The sequence below is a fragment of the Enterobacter cloacae complex sp. IR5428 genome (assembly GCF_049238585.1).
In the GTDB taxonomy this organism is placed as follows: Bacteria; Pseudomonadota; Gammaproteobacteria; order Enterobacterales; family Enterobacteriaceae; genus Enterobacter; species Enterobacter intestinihominis.
Genome location: NZ_JBMKHV010000012.1, coordinates 91435 through 110909 on the forward strand (window position 1 = coordinate 91435; position 19475 = coordinate 110909).

Consider the following 19475-nt stretch of genomic DNA (forward strand, 5'->3'; position numbering starts at 1 on the left):
GTCTTAAACAAGCAAAAAGCCCCGACGCGTAAACTGTCGGGGCTTTCGGAAGTAACGTACTGAAAAAGTTAGCGAGGTAATACGTCTTCAGGCAAATTGTAAAGCTGTGCAAGGGTTACGACATTATCGCTTACCCCCGTCAGGGTGACGCTACTCCCCTGCTTTTTGCCCGTGGCCACCAGGTGCGCCAGCAGGGCGATACCGGCGGTATCTACTCGCGTGACGCCATGGAGATCAATCAACGTCACGCCCTGCATCGCGTTATGGCGAGCGTCCCACAGCGGGTTAAGCAGATCCTGATCCAGCTCTCCCGTCAGCGTCAACGTCTCGCCGTCACGCGCCCAGCTAAGCTGCTGCGACATTACTTCTTCTCGTCCAGGGTAATTTTCTGACGAGAGATGGACTGAAGCTGAGCCGTCAGGCCATCGATGCCTTTGGTGCGCAGCAGATCGCTCCACTCGTTCTGTTTAGTGGTGATCATGCTGACGCCTTCAGCGATCATGTCGTACGCCTGCCAGTTTCCGGTCTGGCTGTTTTTACGCCACTGGAAGTCCAGGCGTACCGGTGGACGACCGTTTGGATCGATAATCGTCACGCGGATAGGAATGATGGTGGCATCGCCCAGCGGCTGTTCAGGAGCAATCTGATAGGTCTGCCCGTGGTACATCGCCAGCGCCTGGCCGTAAGCCTGTTTCAGGTATTCACGGAACGCCGCAAAGTAAGCCTCGCGCTGCGCCGGGGTCGCGTCTTTGTAGTAACGGCCCAGCACCAGTGCGCCCGCGTACTTGATCTGCACATACGGCAGCAGTTCCTGATCCACCACATCACGCAGATAATCAGGGTTAGCGCGGATTTTTGGCTGTTCGTTTTTAAGACGGTCGAAGGTTTTCTTCGCGGCCTCATCCATCAGTTTGTACGGGTTACTCTGATCCGCAGCGTGCGCCGCGGTTAGAGGGGCAATGACCAGCATGGCAACCATTAACAGTCGTTTAAACATGAATGACTTCTCCTGAAATTAATTCGTCGCGCCTGGCGTCGGTTCGACGTTGGTGTGGTCTTCACTCTGCGCAGGGGCATCGTCAGACTTTTTATCATCCCCTTTACTGTTGTAAAGGAACTGACCAATCATATCTTCCAGCACCATCGCTGACTTGGTATCCTGGATTACGCTACCGTCTTTAAGGATAGACGTTCCCAGCTCAGGATCTTCAAAACCAACGTTAAGGGCCAGATATTGCTCCCCCAGCAGGCCAGAGGTGCGGATAGAGAGCGAGCTGGTGTCAGGAATGTGGTTATAGCGTTCTTCGATATCCATTGCGACGCGCGGCAGATAGGTTTTCTCATCAAGCGTAATGTCAGCGACACGTCCAATAACGACGCCACCAATACGGACCGGTGAGCGCGCCTTCAGGCCGCCGATATTATCGAAAGTCGCGTAGACGCGATACGTCGGCTCGGTGCGAACAGAGGTGATGTCCGCCGCGCGCAGGCAGATAAACAGCGCGGCCAGCAGCGCCAGAAGCAAAAACACGCCAACCCAAATTTCATTTTTTCTCGTTTGCATGAACTCAATTCCCAAACATCAGTGCGGTGAGCACAAAATCCAGACCTAAAACGGCCAGCGACGAATGTACGACAGTACGCGTCGTTGCACGGCTAATGCCCGCCGACGTCGGAATGGCATCGTAACCATTAAACAACGCAATCCAGGTAACCGTCACAGCGAAAACCACGCTCTTGATCAGACAGTTCACCAGATCCATCCGCAGATCGATGGCGTCCTGCATGGCAGACCAGAAGAACCCGGCATCAATGCCTTTCCAGTTGACGCCAACCAGCGCGCCTCCCCAGATACCTACCGCCACAAAGAGGATAGTCAGTAACGGTAAGGAGATAACCCCGGCCCAGAAGCGCGGCGAGATCACCCGGCGCAGCGGATCGACCGCCATCATCTCCATACTGGAGAGCTGCTCTGTGGCGCGCATCAGGCCAATTTCAGCCGTCAGCGCTGATCCGGCACGCCCGGCGAACAGCAGCGCTGCTACAACCGGCCCGAGTTCACGCAGCAGCGAGAGCGCCACCAGCATGCCAAGGCTGGTTTCCGCGCTGTAGGTTGTCAGCACCAGATACCCCTGCAACCCCAGCACCATGCCAATAAACAGACCCGACACGATGATGATAAGCATCGACAGCACGCCGACGTTATAAAGCTGCCGCACCAGTAACGGCGCATGCTTGCGGAACTCCGGTTTGCCAACCAGCGCGTTGAACAACATTAATCCGGCACGCCCGAACGTACTGATGGTTTTTAGGCCACGGTGTCCAAGACCCGCCAACGCATTTAACAGCATGAGTGGATTAACTCCCTATTCCCAGTAAATCGTCATGATAGTCGCCCGCCGGATAGCGGAAAGGCACCGGCCCATCTGCGATACCGTCCAGGAACTGCCGCACGCGCGGATCGCCATTCTCCTGCAACGCCTGAGCGCTGCCGTGGGCGACGATCTTTTTGTCAGCCACAATATAGGCGTAATCAGCAATACTCAGCACTTCCGGCACGTCGTGGGAAACCACCACGCAGGTGACGCCAAGGGCGCTGTTCAGCTCCGAGATTAACTTCACCAGCACGCCCATGGTGATAGGGTCCTGCCCGACGAACGGTTCATCGAACATGATTAAATCGGGTTCCAGGGCAATAGCACGCGCCAGCGCGGCGCGGCGCGCCATCCCACCCGAGAGTTCGGACGGCATAAGTTTCGCAGCCCCCCGCAACCCCACAGCTTCGAGCTTCATCATCACCGTGCTGTGCAACAGCGCAGGAGGAAGATGGGTGTGCTCACGCAGCGGATAGGCCACGTTGTCAAATACGTTCATATCGGTGAACAGCGCACCCGACTGAAAGAGCATGCTCATCCGTTTGCGAACCGTGTAGAGGCGCGAGCGAGACATCTCCGGGACGTTTTCACCGTCGAAGAGAATTTCGCCGCTATCAGGGGGGATTTGCCCGCCGATAAGACGCAGCAACGTCGTTTTACCGATCCCTGACGGCCCCATGATGGCGGTGATTTTACCGCGCGGCACGGTCAGCGAAATATCATCAAATATCACCCGGTTGCCGCGAGAAAAACTGACGCCCCGGACATCGACTATATTCGCCATCGTTTGGCTCATTTATGGTTCCTTACTTACCTTGCTTCACTGCTGGCATGAAGCGTAAATCAGCCCTAAACCCCGCATTTTTACAGAATATTCACTATTGGGGTTAGCGAAAGCTGGCATTTGTTTTACTTTTCCGGCGCATAAAGTCAAAATTAGGAATTCGTCACGTCTCAGACTTCATCTGGCGCTAAAATTCGTGCGCAGTGGACCAGCGAGTATACCTGAAGAAAGGACTTTTGATGCTTTTAGCAACAGCACTGTTAATAATTGGTTTACTGTTGGTGGTCTACAGTGCTGACCGTTTGGTCTTTGCCGCATCCATTCTCTGTCGACTCATTGGCATGCCGCCCATCATTATTGGGATGACGGTGGTCAGTGTAGGCACATCGCTTCCTGAAATCATCGTTTCTGTTTCAGCCTCGTTGCATGGCCAGGTCGACCTCGCTATTGGCACTGCGATTGGCTCTAACATCGTCAATATCTTGCTGATTTTAGGCTTAGCCGCATTACTGCATCCATTTCGCGTACATTCCGATGTTTTGCGTCGTGAATTGCCGCTAATGTTAGTCGTCAGTCTGCTGGCAGGCTATGTGCTTTATGACGGGGTGCTGAGCGTCGGTGACGGTATATTCCTGCTCGCCCTGGCCGTGATCTGGTTGCTTTACAGCGTGAAGATCGCACGTCTGGCGGAAAAACAGGGTAATGATAGCCTCACGCGTGAGCATCTCGCCGAGCTGCCACGGGAAGGGACCTTACCCGTCGCCCTGCTGTGGCTGGGCGTCGCGCTGATCATAATGCCAATGGCCACGCGGATGGTGGTCGATAACGCGACGGTGCTGGCGAACGCGTTTGCGATGAGCGAACTGACAATCGGTCTGACGGTCATCGCCATCGGCACCAGCCTGCCAGAGCTGGCTACCGCCATCGCCGGGGCACGTAAAGGGGAAGATGATATCGCCATCGGCAATATCATTGGCTCGAATATTTTCAATATCGCGATCGTGACGGGGCTGCCAGCATTAATCTCACCGGGGCCGTTTAACCCTATGGTCTTCACGCGCGATTACGGTGTGATGCTACTGGTCAGCGTAATTTTCGCCCTGCTCTGCTGGCGGCGAAAAGAGCAGATCGGCAAAGGCGCGGGCGCGCTGCTGACGGGTGGATTTATCGTATGGCTGGCGATGCTGTACTGGCTCTCGCCACTTCTCTCTGGGTAAACGGAAACGCATTATGTCGCAAATAGAATTGCAGCCGGGTTTTGACTTTCAGAAAGCAGGCAAAGACGTTCTGGAGATTGAACGTGAAGGTCTGGCGCAGTTAGATCAGTACATTAATCAGGATTTTAGTCTGGCCTGTGAGAAGATGTTCTACTGCGCCGGTAAAGTCGTGGTGATGGGGATGGGCAAATCCGGCCATATCGGGCGCAAAATGGCGGCGACCTTTGCCAGTACCGGCACGTCGTCATTCTTCGTTCATCCCGGTGAAGCCGCGCACGGTGACCTCGGCATGGTTACGCCGCAGGACGTGGTTATTGCGCTGTCCAACTCCGGGGAATCGAATGAAATCCTGGCGTTGATCCCGGTGCTGAAGCGTCTGCACGTACCGCTGATTTGCATGACCAGCCGCCCGGAAAGCAGCATGGCGCGTGCGGCAGATATTCACCTGTGCGTGAAGGTGCCGAAAGAAGCCTGCCCGCTGGGGCTGGCGCCGACCTCCAGCACAACCGCCGCGCTGGTGATGGGCGATGCCCTTGCCGTTGCGCTGCTGGAAGCCCGCGGTTTTACGCCAGAAGATTTCGCCCTGTCTCACCCCGGCGGCGCGCTCGGGCGCAAACTGCTGCTGCGGGTCAACGATATTATGCACACCGGGGATGAGATCCCGCACGTCAGCAAAGAGGCCTCTTTGCGCGACGCGTTACTGGAGATTACCCGTAAAAACCTGGGCATGACGGTTATCTGCGACGATCTGATGAAAATTCAGGGCATTTTCACCGACGGCGACCTGCGCCGGGTATTCGATATGGGTGTGGATGTCCGAACGCTGGGCATCGCTGATGTAATGACACCAGGCGGGATCCGCGTCCGTCCGGGCACGCTGGCGGTAGATGTACTGAACCTGATGCAGTCCCGTCATATTACCTCAGTGATGGTTGCCGATGGCGACCAACTGCTGGGTGTGGTACATATGCATGATCTGCTGCGCGCTGGCGTAGTGTAATGAAGGATAAGACAATGAGTAATGCGGGTGCATCCCTTGCAACCTGTTATGGCCCGGTGAGCGCCCACATGATGGCAAAGGCGGAAAATATCCGCCTGCTGATCCTCGATGTGGATGGTGTGCTCTCCGACGGTCTGATTTATATGGGCAATAACGGCGAAGAGCTGAAAGCCTTTAACGTTCGCGACGGTTACGGTATCCGCTGTGCGCTCACGTCCGGTATTGAAGTTGCAATCATAACCGGGCGGAAAGCTAAACTGGTAGAGGATCGGTGTGAAACGCTGGGCATTACCCATCTCTATCAGGGGCAGTCTGATAAGATGGTAGCCTTCCGGGATCTGTTGGGAAAACTGGCCATTGCACCAGAGAATGTGGCATACGTCGGGGATGATTTGATCGACTGGCCAGTCATGGTGGAGGTGGGTCTGAGCATCGCCGTGGCTGACGCGCACCCGCTGCTGATCCCGCGTGCTGATTACGTTACCCATATTCACGGTGGCCGCGGCGCCGTCCGTGAAGTCTGCGATCTGCTTCTGCTGGCGCAGGGCAAGCTTGATGAGGCGAAAGGGCAATCGATATGAGTAAAACCAGACGTTGGGTTATCATTCTGCTTGCGCTTGTCGCCCTGGTACTGATTGGCGTAAACCTCGCTGACCGCGATGATACGCAAGCGGAAGTGGTTAACACGAGCGACCCGACCTATAAAAGCGATCACAGCGACACCGTGGTCTATAGCCCGGAAGGTGCGCTGAACTATCGCCTCGTTGCTCAGCATGTAGAATATTTTTCAGATGACGGTACTTCGTGGTTTACCCAACCGGTCATGACCACCTTTGATACGGACAAAGTGCCGACGTGGTCTATCAAGTCTGACCGGGCAAAACTGACAAATGACCGTATGCTTTACCTGTATGGTCACGTTGAAGTCAACGCCCTGACCGCTGACGCGCAACTGCGAAAAATTACGACGGATAACGCCCAGATCAACCTGGTCACCCAGGATGTCACGTCGCAGGATTTAGTCACCCTGTATGGCACAACATTTAATTCCAGCGGTTTAAGAATGCGCGGGAACTTACGCAGCAAAAACGCCGAGCTGATTGAAAAGGTTAGAACCTCCTATGAAATTCAAAACAAACAAACTCAGCCTTAAAGTTGTTATCGCCAGCGCGCTGCTGGCGGCCAGTCTTCCCGCGCTTGCTGTGACTGGCGACACCGAACAGCCGATTCATATTGAATCCGATACCCAGTCTCTGGATATGCAGGGTAACGTCGTCACCTTTACCGGCAACGTGGTCATGACCCAGGGCACCATCAAAATCAACGCCGACAAAGTGGTCGTTACCCGACCGGGCGGCGAGCAGGGCAAAGAGATTATCGATGGTTATGGCAACCCGGCCACCTTCTACCAGATGCAGGACAACGGCAAGCCGGTGAAAGGCCATGCCTCGCATATGCACTATGAACTGGCGAAGGATCTGGTCATCCTGACCGGTAATGCTTACCTGGAACAGCTGGACAGCAATATCAAAGGCGACAAGATCACTTATCTGGTGAAAGAGCAGAAAATGCAGGCCTCCAGTGAAAAAGGCAAACGCGTCACGACCGTTCTTGTGCCTTCGCAATTGCAGGACAAGAACAACGGCCAGGCTCCGGCACAGAAAAAGAGTAACTAATTCGTTATGGCAACTTTAACAGCAAAAAACCTCGCGAAAGCGTATAAGGGCCGCCGCGTCGTCGAAGATGTCAGTCTGACCGTCAACTCCGGCGAAATCGTGGGTTTGCTTGGCCCTAACGGGGCGGGTAAAACCACGACTTTCTACATGGTGGTGGGCATCGTCCCGCGTGACGCCGGCAACATCATCATCGATGATGAAGATATCAGTCTGCTGCCACTGCATGCCCGCGCGCGTCGTGGCATCGGCTATCTGCCGCAGGAAGCCTCTATCTTCCGCCGCTTAAGCGTGTTCGACAACCTGATGGCCGTGCTCCAGATCCGTGACGATCTGACCAGCGAGCAGCGCACTGACCGTGCGAACGAGCTGATGGAAGAGTTTCATATTGAACATCTGCGTGACAGCCTCGGTCAGGCGCTGTCCGGTGGTGAACGCCGCCGCGTTGAGATTGCGCGCGCGCTGGCAGCAAACCCGAAATTTATCCTCCTGGATGAACCGTTTGCGGGCGTTGACCCCATCTCCGTTATCGATATCAAACGTATTATTGAGCACCTGCGCGACAGCGGGCTTGGCGTGCTGATCACGGACCACAACGTTCGTGAAACGCTGGCCGTGTGTGAGCGCGCCTACATAGTGAGCCAGGGCCATCTGATTGCCCACGGTACGCCGCAGCAAATCCTCGAAGATGAGCATGTTAAGCGCGTGTACCTTGGGGAAGACTTCAGACTCTGATAGGGTAGAGGTTAAGTCACGCCGAACCGGAGAAAAACGCTCTGAACATGAAGCAAGGTTTGCAATTACGGCTCAGCCAGCAACTGGCCATGACGCCGCAGCTCCAGCAGGCAATCCGTCTGTTGCAGCTGTCCACGTTAGAACTCCAGCAGGAGCTCCAGCAGGCGCTGGACAGCAATCCGCTGCTGGAGCAAACCGATCTTCATGACGAGGTAGACGCTCAGCAGACGCAGGACACAGAAACGCTCGACTCCGTAGATGCGCTCGAACAGAAAGAGATGCCGGAGGAACTGCCGCTGGATGCCAGCTGGGATGAAATCTACACCGCGGGTACCCCTTCCGGGACGCGTGCAGATTACCAGGACGATGAACTCCCGGTCTACCAGGGCGAAACTACCCAGTCGCTTCAGGACTACCTGATGTGGCAGGTGGAGCTGACGCCTTTCTCCGATACCGATCGCGCCATTGCCACCTCGATTGTCGATGCCGTTGACGACACGGGCTATTTGACCGTGACGCTGGACGAGATTCTGGAAAGCATCGGCGATGACGAGATTGAACTGGAAGAGATCGAAGCCGTCCTGAAACGCGTTCAGCGTTTCGACCCGATTGGCGTCGCCGCGAAAGATCTGCGCGACTGCCTTCTGATCCAGCTTTCGCAGTTTGCCAAAGAGACACCGTGGATTGATGAAGCCCGGCTCATCATCAGCGAGCATCTGGATTTGCTGGCAAATCACGACTTCCGCACCCTGATGCGCGTCACGCGCCTCAAAGAAGAGGTGCTGAAGGAAGCGGTGAATCTGATCCAGTCACTCGATCCGCGTCCGGGGCAATCTATCCAGACCAGCGAACCGGAATACGTTATTCCTGATGTGCTGGTGAGAAAACACAATGGCCGCTGGGTCGTTGAACTGAACGCCGACAGCATTCCTCGCCTGCAAATCAACCAGCAATACGCCTCCATGTGCACCAGCGCCCGTAACGACGCTGATAATCAATACATTCGCAGCAACCTTCAGGAAGCACGCTGGTTGATTAAGAGTCTGGAAAGCCGTAATGACACGCTGCTGCGCGTCAGCCGCTGTATTGTCGAACAGCAGCAGGCATTCTTTGAGCAGGGCGAAGAGTTTATGAAACCGATGGTGCTGGCGGACATCGCCCAGGCCGTCGAGATGCATGAATCAACCATTTCCCGCGTGACCACGCAGAAGTATCTGCACAGCCCACGCGGTATTTTTGAGCTTAAGTATTTCTTCTCCAGCCACGTGAACACCGAAGGCGGCGGCGAAGCCTCGTCAACAGCTATTCGCGCACTGGTGAAGAAGTTGATCGCCGCGGAGAACCCCGCGAAGCCACTCAGTGACAGTAAGTTAACCACCATGCTGTCCGATCAGGGTATTATGGTGGCACGCCGTACTGTCGCGAAGTATCGAGAGTCTTTATCCATTCCGCCGTCTAACCAGCGTAAACAACTGGTTTGACACAACCGATAAGGAAGACACTATGCAGCTCAATATCACCGGACATAACGTCGAAATTACTGAGGCTTTACGCGATTTTGTAAACGCTAAGTTCGCGAAACTCGAGCAGTATTTCGAGAGGATCAACCAGGTCTATGTTGTGTTGAAAGTGGAGAAAGTGACGCATATCTCGGATGCGACCCTGCACGTCAACGGAGGGGAACTTCATGCCAGTGCGGAAGGGCAAGACATGTACGCGGCTATCGACGGCTTGATTGATAAGCTTGCGAGACAGCTCAATAAACATAAAGATAAACTGAAACAACACTAATTGTCCGGGCAGTTAACGGGTGCAGGACGGCCTGTTGTGAAACACAACAGGCCATTTGTACAGTTAGCGCTTAGGTGAAATTATGATAAACAACGATTCCGCTCTTCAACTGAGCAATGTCCTTAACCAGGATTGTACCCGCAGTGGCGTTCACTGCCAGAGCAAAAAACGTGCGCTGGAAATCATCAGTGAGCTGGCCGCAAAACAGCTGGGTCTGCCGCCGCAGATCGTGTTTGAAGCCATTCTGACCCGTGAAAAAATGGGCAGTACCGGCATCGGCAATGGCATTGCGATCCCGCATGGCAAGCTGGAAGAAGATACGCTGCGTGCCGTGGGGGTGTTTGTGCAACTGGAAACGCCTATCGCTTTTGACGCCATCGATAACCAGCCTGTGGATCTGCTCTTCGCGCTGCTGGTTCCTGCCGATCAGACCAAAACCCACCTGCACACGCTGTCGCTGGTTGCCAAACGTCTGGCGGATAAAACCATTTGTCGTCGACTGCGCTCAGCTCAAAGTGATGAAGAGCTTTATCAAATTATCACTGAAGCAGAAGGCAATCAGGATGAGGCATAATCGGGAAAGGGCCTTCAGAACGGCTGCCCTGAGGAGAAACGGAACATGGTGCTGATGATCGTCAGCGGTCGTTCGGGGTCCGGGAAGTCCGTGGCCCTGCGCGCGCTGGAAGACATGGGATTTTACTGCGTAGATAACCTGCCGGTAGTGCTGTTACCCGATCTGGCGCGGACGCTGGCGGACAGACAAATCTCTGCCGCCGTCAGTATTGACGTGCGTAACATGCCGGAATCGCCGGAAATCTTCGAGCAGGCAATGAACAGCCTGCCGGAATGCTTCTCGCCTCAGCTCTTGTTCCTGGATGCTGACCGCAACACGCTGATCCGCCGTTACAGCGATACACGTCGTTTGCATCCGCTCTCGAGTAAAAATCTTTCGCTGGAAAGCGCCATCGATAAAGAGAGCGATCTGCTTGAGCCGCTGCGTTCCCGGGCCGACCTGATTGTCGACACTTCAGAAATGTCCGTCCACGAGCTGGCGGAAATGCTGCGTACTCGCTTACTCGGCAAGCGCGAGCGCGAACTGACGATGGTGTTTGAATCCTTCGGCTTTAAGCACGGTATCCCTATCGATGCGGATTACGTTTTTGATGTGCGTTTCCTGCCGAACCCACACTGGGATCCGAAACTGCGTCCGATGACCGGTCTGGATAAGCCGGTGGCGGCGTTCCTCGACCGACACACAGAAGTACACAATTTTATCTACCAGACGCGAAGCTACCTTGAGCTATGGTTACCTATGCTGGAGACAAACAATCGTAGCTACCTGACGGTGGCGATTGGCTGTACCGGCGGTAAACATCGTTCGGTCTACATTGCCGAACAGCTGGCCGATTACTTCCGCTCACGCGGGAAGAACGTTCAGTCCCGTCATCGCACGCTGGAAAAACGCAAAACATGACCGTAAAACAGACCGTCGAAATCACCAATAAGCTGGGCATGCATGCGCGCCCGGCGATGAAGCTGTTTGAACTGATGCAGGGTTTTGATGCTGAGGTGCTGCTGCGCAACGATGAGGGAACCGAGGCAGAAGCCAACAGCGTGATTGCGCTGCTGATGCTGGATTCTGCCAAAGGCCGCCAGATTGAAGTTGAAGCCACCGGCCCGCAGGAAGAAGAAGCGCTGGCGGCAGTGATTGCCCTGTTTAACGCCGGGTTTGACGAAGATTAACGTTCGCCACGTCGGCGGGTAGCGCTGCGCTTACCCGCTTTACATAAGATTATTTCGCTCCATAAACCCTTCCCCACCCAGCTGACGCATCTGGCGCATAATCCACGCCTGGCGGCTTCGCACGTAGCCTGACGGCGCGCTGGCCTTAAAACGCAGCGGGTTCGGCAGCACGGCGGCAAGCAGTGCCGCTTCGGACATAGTCAGCCTGCTGGCGGGCTTGCCAAAATAGCGCTGCGATGCCGCTTCGACGCCAAACACGCCGTCACCAAACTCCGCGATATTCAGGTAAACAGTCAAAATGCGTTTTTTGCTCCACACCGTCTCGACGCCCAGCGTCAGCCCGGCCTCCAGCCCTTTTCTCACCCAGCTGCGACCGTCCCATAAGAACAGGTTTTTTACCGTCTGCTGGGAAAGCGTCGACGCACCGCGGACGCGGTTTTCATGACGTTCATTATGATCCAGCGCCTTCTCGATAGCCGCCACGTCAAAACCCCAGTGCTCCGGGAATTTCTGATCTTCTGCCGCAATGACCGCCAGCCCCATCCACGGGGAGATTTCATCCATGCCGACCCAGTCTGAGTGGGCAACATAGCCAAAATCACCCGAGAGCCAGGCGCTAATCTGCCGCTCTGCCATCACGGCCGAGAACGGGACGGGCAGGATGCTGAACAGCGCAATGCCTCCGCCCCAAAAAACGGCCAGGACCAGCACAATACGCAGCAGGATCCGTTTTAACCACCCGCCAGGGGATAATTTACGGCTCATTCGGTAAGAACCAGCACTCTGTCCACCAGCTTTTCAATGCCTGCAGCAGCCTCGGCAATGTTCTGCGCCAGCATATACGCCGGCGTGGTGACGATTTTATTGTCCTCATCCACCACAATGTCGTCTACCGGACATGGCACATGTTCGCCGCCCATATCTTCGACAATTTCAGCAGTATCAATGTCGGTTCCGATCGTGAGCCGCAGCGGGAAATCAAAAATCTTCGGCAGCATGGCTGGCGCAATGCAGATAAAGCCCTGCGGCTTACCTGCCGCATGCATCGCCAGCGATAGCGCTTTTAAGTCGGGCTCGACCTGACACGCCGCGCCTTGCGATGCAAACGTGCTCAGGTTTTTCGCCGCGCCAAAGCCGCCCGGCACGATGAGCGCATCTAGCTCAGCAGCATCGGCCTGTACCAGCGGATGAATATCCCCGCGCACAATACGCGCCGCTTCAATCAGCACGTTACGGCTTTCCGCCATTGGCTCGCCGGTAAGATGATTAACCACGTCTGCCTGCGTTTTATCCGGAGCGAAGCAGATAACGTCGGCCCCCTGGCGCGATAATGCCAGCAGCGTTAATACGGTTTCATGTATCTCTGAACCATCGTAAACGCCACATCCGCTCAGCACGACACCCACTTTCTTCATTCTGACGATCCTTCTATGCAACTCGCTGAAGCACATTAAAAATTCTGATTAAAACGCTATGCTTCACACATTTCACTGATTCATGTAACAAACTGTTTAAGATTTGCTATCTTATCTGCGTGCGGCCTTAATTTTCAGGCGGCGTCCATGCGAAAACAACCCATAAAAATCAGGCGCAGCCACGATTTCCCTGGTGTTGGCGCAGTATTCGCGCACCCCGGTATAGCCGGGGTCATTTTTTTCGGGATTCTACCCAGGCTTTCAGCACTGCCACATCGTTTTGCCACTCTTGTTTCATCTCTTCAACCCAATCACCTACGTTATCTTCCCAGGCAGGTAAATCAGGCGACTGAATCTGTTGGCCCAGCTGCTGGAGATGGCGTAACCCGACTGAACCAGCTGCGCCTTTGATTTTATGTCCCTCTTCGACGATGCCCTTCTGGTCACGCGCCGTCAGGTTGGATTCGAGCACGTTCAGATAGCCCGGCATCATTTTTTCGAACACGGCCAGGCCATCGGTGATCAGTTTGGGTCCCACCAGATCGATATACTGCTCCAGCATGGCGGTATCCAGTATCGTTTGGGTTTTAGCGCTATCAACAGACGTCATGGTGCTCTCCTCTTCATCACAGGTATCCCAGAACTTCTTGATCATCGCCGTCAGGGCAGGTACTGCCAGCGGCTTGCTGAGCACGTCGTCCATACCGGCCTCGAGGTACTCTTTTTTATCTTTCAACACGTTTGCGGTCAACGCAACCAGCGGCGGCAGCTCGTCAGGAGCATATTTGTGCGTCAGCTCGCGGGAGATATCCAGCCCGGTCATGTCCGGTAGCTGAATATCGAGCAGCACCAGGTCGTACTCGCCCGGCGTGAACATCTCCAGCGCGGCTTTGCCGGTCATCGCGACATCCACGCTGTTACCGAGTTTTTCCAGTACCGACCGGGCGACAATGACGTTCAGCTCAATATCTTCAACCAGCAGGACGTGCAGGGCTGGAAGCGGCATATCATCGTTCTCAAACGTATCTTCCACTTCTTCAGCAACAGCAGGGGCGTGGACGGTAAGCGTAAAGGTGGAGCCTTTACCCGGCTGGCTGGCAACGGTGATATCCCCACCCATACTTTTCGCCAGACGTTTCGACACCGCCAGGCCAATGCCCGTGCCGGTCGCCGGTTTACCGCCGTGGCTGTCTTTAACCTGATAATACATGGCGAAGATCTTATCCTGCTCATCCTGAGGAATGCCGATACCCGAGTCCTCAACTTCAAAGTGCAGCATGTCCCCCTCATCATAGCGAATGCGCACCGCAACCCGTCCCTTCTGGGTAAACTTCACGGCGTTGCTGATGAGATTCCACAGGATCTGACGCAGACGCGTGCCGTCCGTCACCACTTTATGCGGCAGCGGCAGCGTCGGTTCCATCACGAAGCTCAACCCTTTCTGCTGGGCCTGCAAACCTGACAGGTTCTCCAGGTCCGCGAGGAAGCCGGTAAAATCAACCGGCTGGTTGTCGAGCTGAACCTTACGGCGCTCCATCTTATCCATGTCGATAATATCATTGAAGATATTGCCCAGCGTGACCGCCGAAACGTGGATCGTTTTGAGGTATTTTTCCTGCTCGCTGGTCAGGTCGGTATCCAGCAGAATACGGCTCAGCCCCACGATACCGTTTAGCGGCGTACGAAGCTCATGGCTGATGGTGGAGATGAAGGTTGTTTTATCCCGGCTGGCGCGCTCCAGCGCATCCTGATATCGCTTACGCTCGGTGATATCACGGCCAAAGCCCATCAGACCATGACGTTTACCCACCCGATCGTAATAAGGCACTTTGCGGATTTCAAAGCAGGCTTTGCGCCCGTCGGGATAATCCAGCCACTGCTCATAGGTCAACGAGACGTTATGACGGAAGACCTTTTCATCTGTCTCCATCACTTTTGCCGCCGCCTCTTCGGAATAGACATCCTGAGGTTTCAGGTGTATCAGCTGCTTTTCGCTTTTCCCGGTCAACAATTCCATGGCCCGGTTACAGCCGGAGAACTCTTTATCTTCATTACGGTAGAACACCAGATCCGGCGACGCATCGAGGAACGAGCGCAGGAAAGAGGATTGCTGTTCAAGCTGGATCTGCGTGACCTCACGCTCTTTCATCTCAATTTTCAGCTGCTCCAGCGTGGTCTGACGCTCGGCTTCCGCCTTCTCACGGTCTGAAATTTCCTGATTCAGCTGGGCAATGTTGTCCTTGAGCTGAACGTTGAGTTTAAGATCGCGCTCGCGCATCTCTTCCAGCTTATCCACCAGTTTCGATAAACGCTGTCGGGACTCTTCCAGCTGCTCAACCACCACGGAGAGGAAATAGACCGCCCATGGGGTGATCAGCAGGCCAAAGAAAATAGAGCGGATCACGTCGATGCTCTCGACCTGACCATGCAGAACCATGGTCACGGCCATTTGCACGACGATGGCCAGAACGACCAGCGCCAGCGCCAGCAGCATGGAAAAACGCACCAGCCCGAGCTTCATCATCAGGTCGACGTAGTACTGGGCCAGCATTCGAATTTGCTTCATAGAGGATCCCTTCACGACTTTATCGCTCAATAATACTCAAATTCACGGCGAGGCGTTGAAGGTTGTGAGAAAAAGTGCGGCGTGAAACAGGAGATTAGCCTCGCCCCCGGGCAAGCGGGAGCGAGGAAGAAGGTTTATCAGGAGCGTTTTAGCAGCATCCAGAGGCTGATCAGGAAGAAACTGGCGCTCGGCAACAGCGCGCCGATAATTGGCGGAATGCCATACACCAGCGTCAGCGGACCAAAAATCTGATCGAGGACGTAGAACACGAAACCAAAGCTGATACCTGTTACCACGCGAACCCCCATCGGCACGCTACGTAGCGGTCCAAAGATGAACGACAGCGCCATCAGCATCATCACCGCCACGGACAGCGGCTGGAAGATTTTGCTCCACATGTTGAGCTGGTAACGCCCCGCATCCTGCCCGCTCGATTTCAGATACTTCACGTAGTTATGCAGACCGCTGATGGAGAGCGCATCGGGGTCAAGCGCCACGACGCCGAGCTTGTCCGGCGTCAGGTCGGTTTTCCAGGTACCGCTAACGGTCTGCGAACCGGTGATCTGTTTCGGGTTAGTCAGGTCAGATTCATCAACCTGGGATAACCGCCACAGCTTGTTGTTTGCATCAAATTTAGCAGAGGCGGCATAACGCACTGACTGCAAACGACGATCGTTATTGAAAGCATAGATACTCACGCCACCCAGCTCGTCATCCCCTTTCACGCGTTCGATATAGACGAAGTTCTGGCCATCTTTCGCCCATAATCCCTGCTGCGTGGAGAGCAGAGAACCGCCGTACATCGCCTGAGCACGGTAGTTACGCGCCATCTGTTCGCCCTGCGGCGCGACCCATTCGCCGATCGCCATGGTCAGCAGCACCAGCGGGATCGCGGTTTTCATCACCGACAGCGCAACCTGCATACGGGTAAAGCCCGATGCCTGCATCACCACCAGTTCGCTACGCTGAGCCAGCATCCCCAGGCCCAGCAGCGCACCCAGCAGGGCCGCCATCGGGAAGAAGATCTGTACATCTTTTGGTACGCTGAGCAGGGTGTACATCCCGGCGCCCAACGCGTCGTAACTCCCCTGCCCGGCTTTTTTCAGCTGGTCGACAAATTTGATAATGCCCGAGAGCGACACCAGCATGAACAGGGTCATCATGATGGTGGTAAAAATTGTTTTACCGATATAGCGGTCAAGTACGCCAAACGCCTGCATTAGATGGCTCCTTTACGCGTAAACCGGGCACGAAGACGACGCACAGGCACCGTGTCCCACAAGTTGAGTCCGACTGCCAGCAGCAGATACAAACCATTCACGACCCAGGTCCAGATCATCGGGTCAATTTTACCTTTCCCGCCGTTAGACTTGATTGAGGTTTGCAGCAGGAAGAACACCAGATACAGCAGCATCGCTGGCAGCATCGACAGCACGCGGCCCTGACGCGGGTTCACCACGCTCAGCGGCACTACCATCAGCGCCATCATAAATACGGTGAATACCAGCGTGATACGCCAGTGCAGTTCAGCACGCGCACGATCGGTATCAGTATTCATTAAGGTGCGCATATCCATCTGCTCAGTATCCGTTGGATCGAGCGCGACGGCCTGGTGACCAATGATGGCCTGGTAGTTCTGGAAATCGGTGATACGGAAGTCACGCAGCATAGCCGTGCCTTCGAAACGCGTTCCTTTGTTCAGCGTGACAACCTGAGAGCCGTCTTTACGCTGCGCCAGCTGACCGGAGTCCGCCACTACCACAGAAGGGCGAGCGTTACCTTTCGGGCGCAGTTGAGCAAGAAACACGTCATTGAAGCGGCTGCCATCGACGCTTTCGATAAACAGCACGGAGTTACCGTCGGTCGCCTGCTGGAACTGCCCCTGCGCCAGCGCCGCCAGCCCCGGGTTAGCTTTTGCTTCCGCCAGCACCTCATCCTGATGACGGGACGAGGTCGGCCCCGCCCACATGACGTTAACCGCGGCAACAATGCCCGTAAACAGCGCCAGCACCATGGCTGCCTTTACCAGTACGGCCTTACTGAGGCCGCAGGCATGCATCACGGTAATTTCACTTTCGGTATAGAGCTTACCCAGGGTCATCAGCAGACCAAGGAACAGGCTTAACGGCAGGATAAGCTGCGCCATTTCCGGCACGCCAAGCCCGAGCAGGGAAAGCACCAGATTCGTTGGGATTTCGCCATCAACTGCCGCGCCGAGGATCCTGACCAGCTTCTGACAGAAAAAGATCAGAAGGAGGATAAAGAGGATCGCCAGTTGGCTCTTCAGCGTCTCCCGAACCAGATATCTTATGATTATCACTTTAAATACGCCCGTTAAAACTCGTCTTATGCAGGAATTTAGCTTGTTTCATGGCTTAAACGTCATTTATTCTCTTGAGTCGTCGAAATCATCGCTAAGATTAAAAAACCCGGCGGATTCGCGCTTCATGACATTTATTGACGTGTCGAAACCGTAGTAACGTAAGATTAACACGAAGTCACCACAACGGCGGACATGAGTTACGAAAGGTTTCAATTCTATCCGTAGCCGCCGCCGTTGTCTTTAAGATTCAGGAGCGTAGTGCATGGAGTTCAGTGTAAAAAGCGGTAGCCCGGAGAAACAGCGGAGTGCCTGCATCGTTGTGGGCGTCTTTGAACCACGCCGACTCTCCCCGATCGCCGAGCAACTCGATAAAATCAGCGACGGCTATATCAGCGCCCTGCTGCGCCGTGGCGAACTGGAAGGCAAACCAGGGCAGACCCTGTTGCTGCACCACGTTCCGAACGTCCTGTCCGAGCGTATTCTGCTGATTGGCTGCGGTAAAGAACGTGAGCTTGATGAGCGCCAGTACAAGCAGGTTATTCAGAAGACCATTAATACACTGAATGATACTGGTTCGATGGAAGCCGTCTGCTTCCTCACGGAGCTGCACGTTAAGGGCCGCAACACGTACTGGAAAGTACGCCAGGCCGTCGAAACCGCAAAAGAGAGCCTCTACAGCTTTGATCAGTTGAAGACCACCAAAAGCGAGCCGCGTCGCCCGCTGCGTAAAATGGTCTTTAACGTGCCAACCCGTCGCGAGTTGACCAGCGGCGAGCGCGCCATTCAGCACGGTCTGGCGATTGCTGCCGGTATTAAAGCGGCAAAAGATCTTGGCAATATGCCGCCAAACATCTGTAACGCCGCGTACCTGGCGTCACAGGCGCGCCAGCTGGCTGACGCCTACAGCAAGAACGTCATCACCCGCGTTATCGGCGAACAGCAGATGAAAGAGCTGGGGATGCACTCTTATCTGGCGGTCGGTAACGGCTCCCAGAACGAATCCCTGATGTCGGTCATCGAATACAAAGGCAATCCGTCTGAAGACGCGCGTCCGATCGTACTCGTTGGCAAAGGGCTGACCTTCGACTCCGGCGGTATCTCCATCAAGCCTTCAGAAGGCATGGATGAGATGAAGTACGACATGTGTGGCGCGGCGGCGGTTTACGGCGTCATGCGCATGGTCGCGGAACTTCAGTTGCCCATCAACGTGATCGGCGTGCTGGCGGGCTGCGAAAACATGCCTGGCGGCCGCGCTTATCGCCCGGGTGATGTGCTGACTACCATGTCCGGCCAGACCGTTGAAGTGCTGAACACCGACGCCGAAGGCCGTCTGGTGCTGTGCGACGTGCTGACCTACGTTGAGCGTTTCGAACCTGAAGCGGTTATCGACGTAGCTACCCTGACCGGCGCCTGCGTGATTGCGCTGGGGCATCACATCACCGGCCTGATGTCGAACCACAATCCGCTGGCGCATGAGCTGATCGGCGCGTCCGAGCAGGCTGGCGACCGCGCATGGCGTCTGCCGCTGGGGGACGAGTTCCAGGAACAGCTGGAGTCTAACTTCGCGGACATGGCGAACATTGGTGGTCGTCCTGGCGGCGCAATTACCGCAGGCTGCTTCCTGGCGCGCTTCACCCGCAAGTACAACTGGGCGCACCTGGACATTGCGGGGACCGCATGGCGCTCCGGTAAAGCCAAAGGCGCGACCGGACGTCCGGTGGCGCTGCTGTCGCAGTTCCTGCTCAATCGCGCGGGTTTTAACGGCGACGAGTGATGAAAAACGCCGGGTAGCGGCTTCGCCTTACCCGGCCTACAACGTCACTCAACCGTAGGCCGGGTAAGCGTAGCGCCAC

The 19475-nt window shown here is 55.2% G+C and carries 22 protein-coding genes; 12 read left to right on the forward strand and 10 right to left on the reverse strand.

Annotated elements, in window-relative coordinates:
- Window positions 1-68 precede the first annotated feature (68 nt).
- From mlaB to mlaF, 5 genes are read right to left on the reverse strand one after another with little or no spacing between them, the layout of a single operon-like run.
- A complete protein-coding gene (gene mlaB / locus ACOTXC_RS17510) occupies window positions 69-362 on the reverse strand; it encodes a lipid asymmetry maintenance protein MlaB (protein WP_022649525.1) in 294 nt (97 codons plus the stop codon).
- Complete coding sequence (gene mlaC, locus ACOTXC_RS17515; protein WP_023307064.1) at window positions 362-997, reverse strand: phospholipid-binding protein MlaC; 636 nt, start codon at window positions 995-997, stop codon at window positions 362-364. The genes mlaB and mlaC overlap by 1 nt, the downstream gene beginning before the upstream one ends.
- An 18-nt stretch (window positions 998-1015) precedes the next feature.
- Complete coding sequence (gene mlaD, locus ACOTXC_RS17520) at window positions 1016-1564, reverse strand: outer membrane lipid asymmetry maintenance protein MlaD (RefSeq protein WP_022649526.1); 549 nt, start codon at window positions 1562-1564, stop codon at window positions 1016-1018.
- A gap of 4 nt (window positions 1565-1568) precedes the next feature.
- Window positions 1569-2351: a lipid asymmetry maintenance ABC transporter permease subunit MlaE gene (gene mlaE, locus ACOTXC_RS17525; RefSeq protein WP_003861848.1), complete on the reverse strand. Its 783-nt coding sequence runs from the start codon at window positions 2349-2351 to the stop codon at window positions 1569-1571.
- 7 nt (window positions 2352-2358) lie between these two features.
- Complete coding sequence (gene mlaF, locus ACOTXC_RS17530) at window positions 2359-3171, reverse strand: phospholipid ABC transporter ATP-binding protein MlaF (protein WP_022649527.1); 813 nt, start codon at window positions 3169-3171, stop codon at window positions 2359-2361.
- 227 nt (window positions 3172-3398) lie between these two features.
- On the opposite strand from mlaF, the gene ACOTXC_RS17535 reads away from it, so the two are divergent.
- The 11 genes from ACOTXC_RS17535 to npr all read left to right on the forward strand — a co-directional run bounded on the left by ACOTXC_RS17535 (window position 3399) and on the right by npr (window position 11318).
- A complete protein-coding gene (locus ACOTXC_RS17535) occupies window positions 3399-4376 on the forward strand; it encodes a calcium/sodium antiporter (protein ID WP_003861852.1) in 978 nt (325 codons plus the stop codon).
- A gap of 13 nt (window positions 4377-4389) precedes the next feature.
- The gene (gene kdsD / locus ACOTXC_RS17540; RefSeq protein WP_003861853.1) at window positions 4390-5376 is read left to right on the forward strand and encodes an arabinose-5-phosphate isomerase KdsD; all 987 of its coding nucleotides are present in this window, start codon (window positions 4390-4392) and stop codon (window positions 5374-5376) included.
- A 14-nt stretch (window positions 5377-5390) separates the two neighbouring features.
- A complete protein-coding gene (gene kdsC, locus ACOTXC_RS17545; RefSeq protein WP_193131700.1) occupies window positions 5391-5957 on the forward strand; it encodes a 3-deoxy-manno-octulosonate-8-phosphatase KdsC in 567 nt (188 codons plus the stop codon).
- Window positions 5954-6529, forward strand: coding sequence for an LPS export ABC transporter periplasmic protein LptC (gene lptC / locus ACOTXC_RS17550; RefSeq protein ID WP_015571983.1), 576 nt, complete (start codon window positions 5954-5956; stop codon window positions 6527-6529). Before kdsC ends, lptC begins: the two co-directional genes overlap by 4 nt.
- Entirely contained in the window at window positions 6498-7052 is a 555-nt protein-coding gene (lptA, locus tag ACOTXC_RS17555; RefSeq protein WP_006812136.1) for a lipopolysaccharide ABC transporter substrate-binding protein LptA, read from the forward strand. Before lptC ends, lptA begins: the two co-directional genes overlap by 32 nt.
- Window positions 7053-7058: 6 nt before the next feature.
- Window positions 7059-7784, forward strand: coding sequence for an LPS export ABC transporter ATP-binding protein (lptB, locus tag ACOTXC_RS17560; RefSeq protein ID WP_003861862.1), 726 nt, complete (start codon window positions 7059-7061; stop codon window positions 7782-7784).
- A 47-nt stretch (window positions 7785-7831) separates the two neighbouring features.
- Window positions 7832-9265 (forward strand): RNA polymerase factor sigma-54, encoded by a 1434-nt coding sequence (gene rpoN / locus ACOTXC_RS17565; protein ID WP_022649530.1) that lies wholly within the window; start codon window positions 7832-7834, stop codon window positions 9263-9265.
- 22 nt (window positions 9266-9287) lie between these two features.
- A complete protein-coding gene (hpf, locus tag ACOTXC_RS17570) occupies window positions 9288-9575 on the forward strand; it encodes a ribosome hibernation promoting factor (protein ID WP_014171818.1) in 288 nt (95 codons plus the stop codon).
- 82 nt (window positions 9576-9657) lie between these two features.
- The gene (gene ptsN / locus ACOTXC_RS17575; protein ID WP_003861869.1) at window positions 9658-10149 is read left to right on the forward strand and encodes a PTS IIA-like nitrogen regulatory protein PtsN; all 492 of its coding nucleotides are present in this window, start codon (window positions 9658-9660) and stop codon (window positions 10147-10149) included.
- A 45-nt stretch (window positions 10150-10194) separates the two neighbouring features.
- On the forward strand, window positions 10195-11049 hold the full coding sequence (gene rapZ / locus ACOTXC_RS17580; RefSeq protein ID WP_003861870.1) for an RNase adapter RapZ: 855 nt from the start codon (window positions 10195-10197) through the stop codon (window positions 11047-11049).
- Window positions 11046-11318, forward strand: coding sequence for a PTS phosphocarrier protein NPr (npr, locus tag ACOTXC_RS17585; RefSeq protein ID WP_003861872.1), 273 nt, complete (start codon window positions 11046-11048; stop codon window positions 11316-11318). Before rapZ ends, npr begins: the two co-directional genes overlap by 4 nt.
- 39 nt (window positions 11319-11357) lie before the next feature.
- Here the strand turns inward: npr and mtgA are convergent, their stop codons facing one another.
- The 5 genes from mtgA to lptF all read right to left on the reverse strand — a co-directional run bounded on the left by mtgA (window position 11358) and on the right by lptF (window position 17619).
- Window positions 11358-12083, reverse strand: a complete 726-nt coding sequence (gene mtgA, locus ACOTXC_RS17590; protein ID WP_023298721.1) for a monofunctional biosynthetic peptidoglycan transglycosylase — start codon at window positions 12081-12083, stop codon at window positions 11358-11360.
- A complete protein-coding gene (gene elbB, locus ACOTXC_RS17595; protein WP_421767863.1) occupies window positions 12080-12733 on the reverse strand; it encodes an isoprenoid biosynthesis glyoxalase ElbB in 654 nt (217 codons plus the stop codon). Before elbB ends, mtgA begins: the two co-directional genes overlap by 4 nt.
- 232 nt (window positions 12734-12965) lie before the next feature.
- The gene (gene arcB, locus ACOTXC_RS17600; RefSeq protein ID WP_058646872.1) at window positions 12966-15299 is read right to left on the reverse strand and encodes an aerobic respiration two-component sensor histidine kinase ArcB; all 2334 of its coding nucleotides are present in this window, start codon (window positions 15297-15299) and stop codon (window positions 12966-12968) included.
- A gap of 137 nt (window positions 15300-15436) precedes the next feature.
- Window positions 15437-16519, reverse strand: coding sequence for an LPS export ABC transporter permease LptG (gene lptG, locus ACOTXC_RS17605; protein WP_022649534.1), 1083 nt, complete (start codon window positions 16517-16519; stop codon window positions 15437-15439).
- On the reverse strand, window positions 16519-17619 hold the full coding sequence (gene lptF / locus ACOTXC_RS17610; RefSeq protein WP_023307066.1) for an LPS export ABC transporter permease LptF: 1101 nt from the start codon (window positions 17617-17619) through the stop codon (window positions 16519-16521). The genes lptG and lptF overlap by 1 nt, the downstream gene beginning before the upstream one ends.
- Before the next feature lie 265 nt (window positions 17620-17884).
- On the opposite strand from lptF, the gene pepA reads away from it, so the two are divergent.
- Complete coding sequence (gene pepA, locus ACOTXC_RS17615) at window positions 17885-19396, forward strand: leucyl aminopeptidase (RefSeq protein ID WP_003861882.1); 1512 nt, start codon at window positions 17885-17887, stop codon at window positions 19394-19396.
- The last annotated feature ends 79 nt before the right edge of the window (window positions 19397-19475 follow it).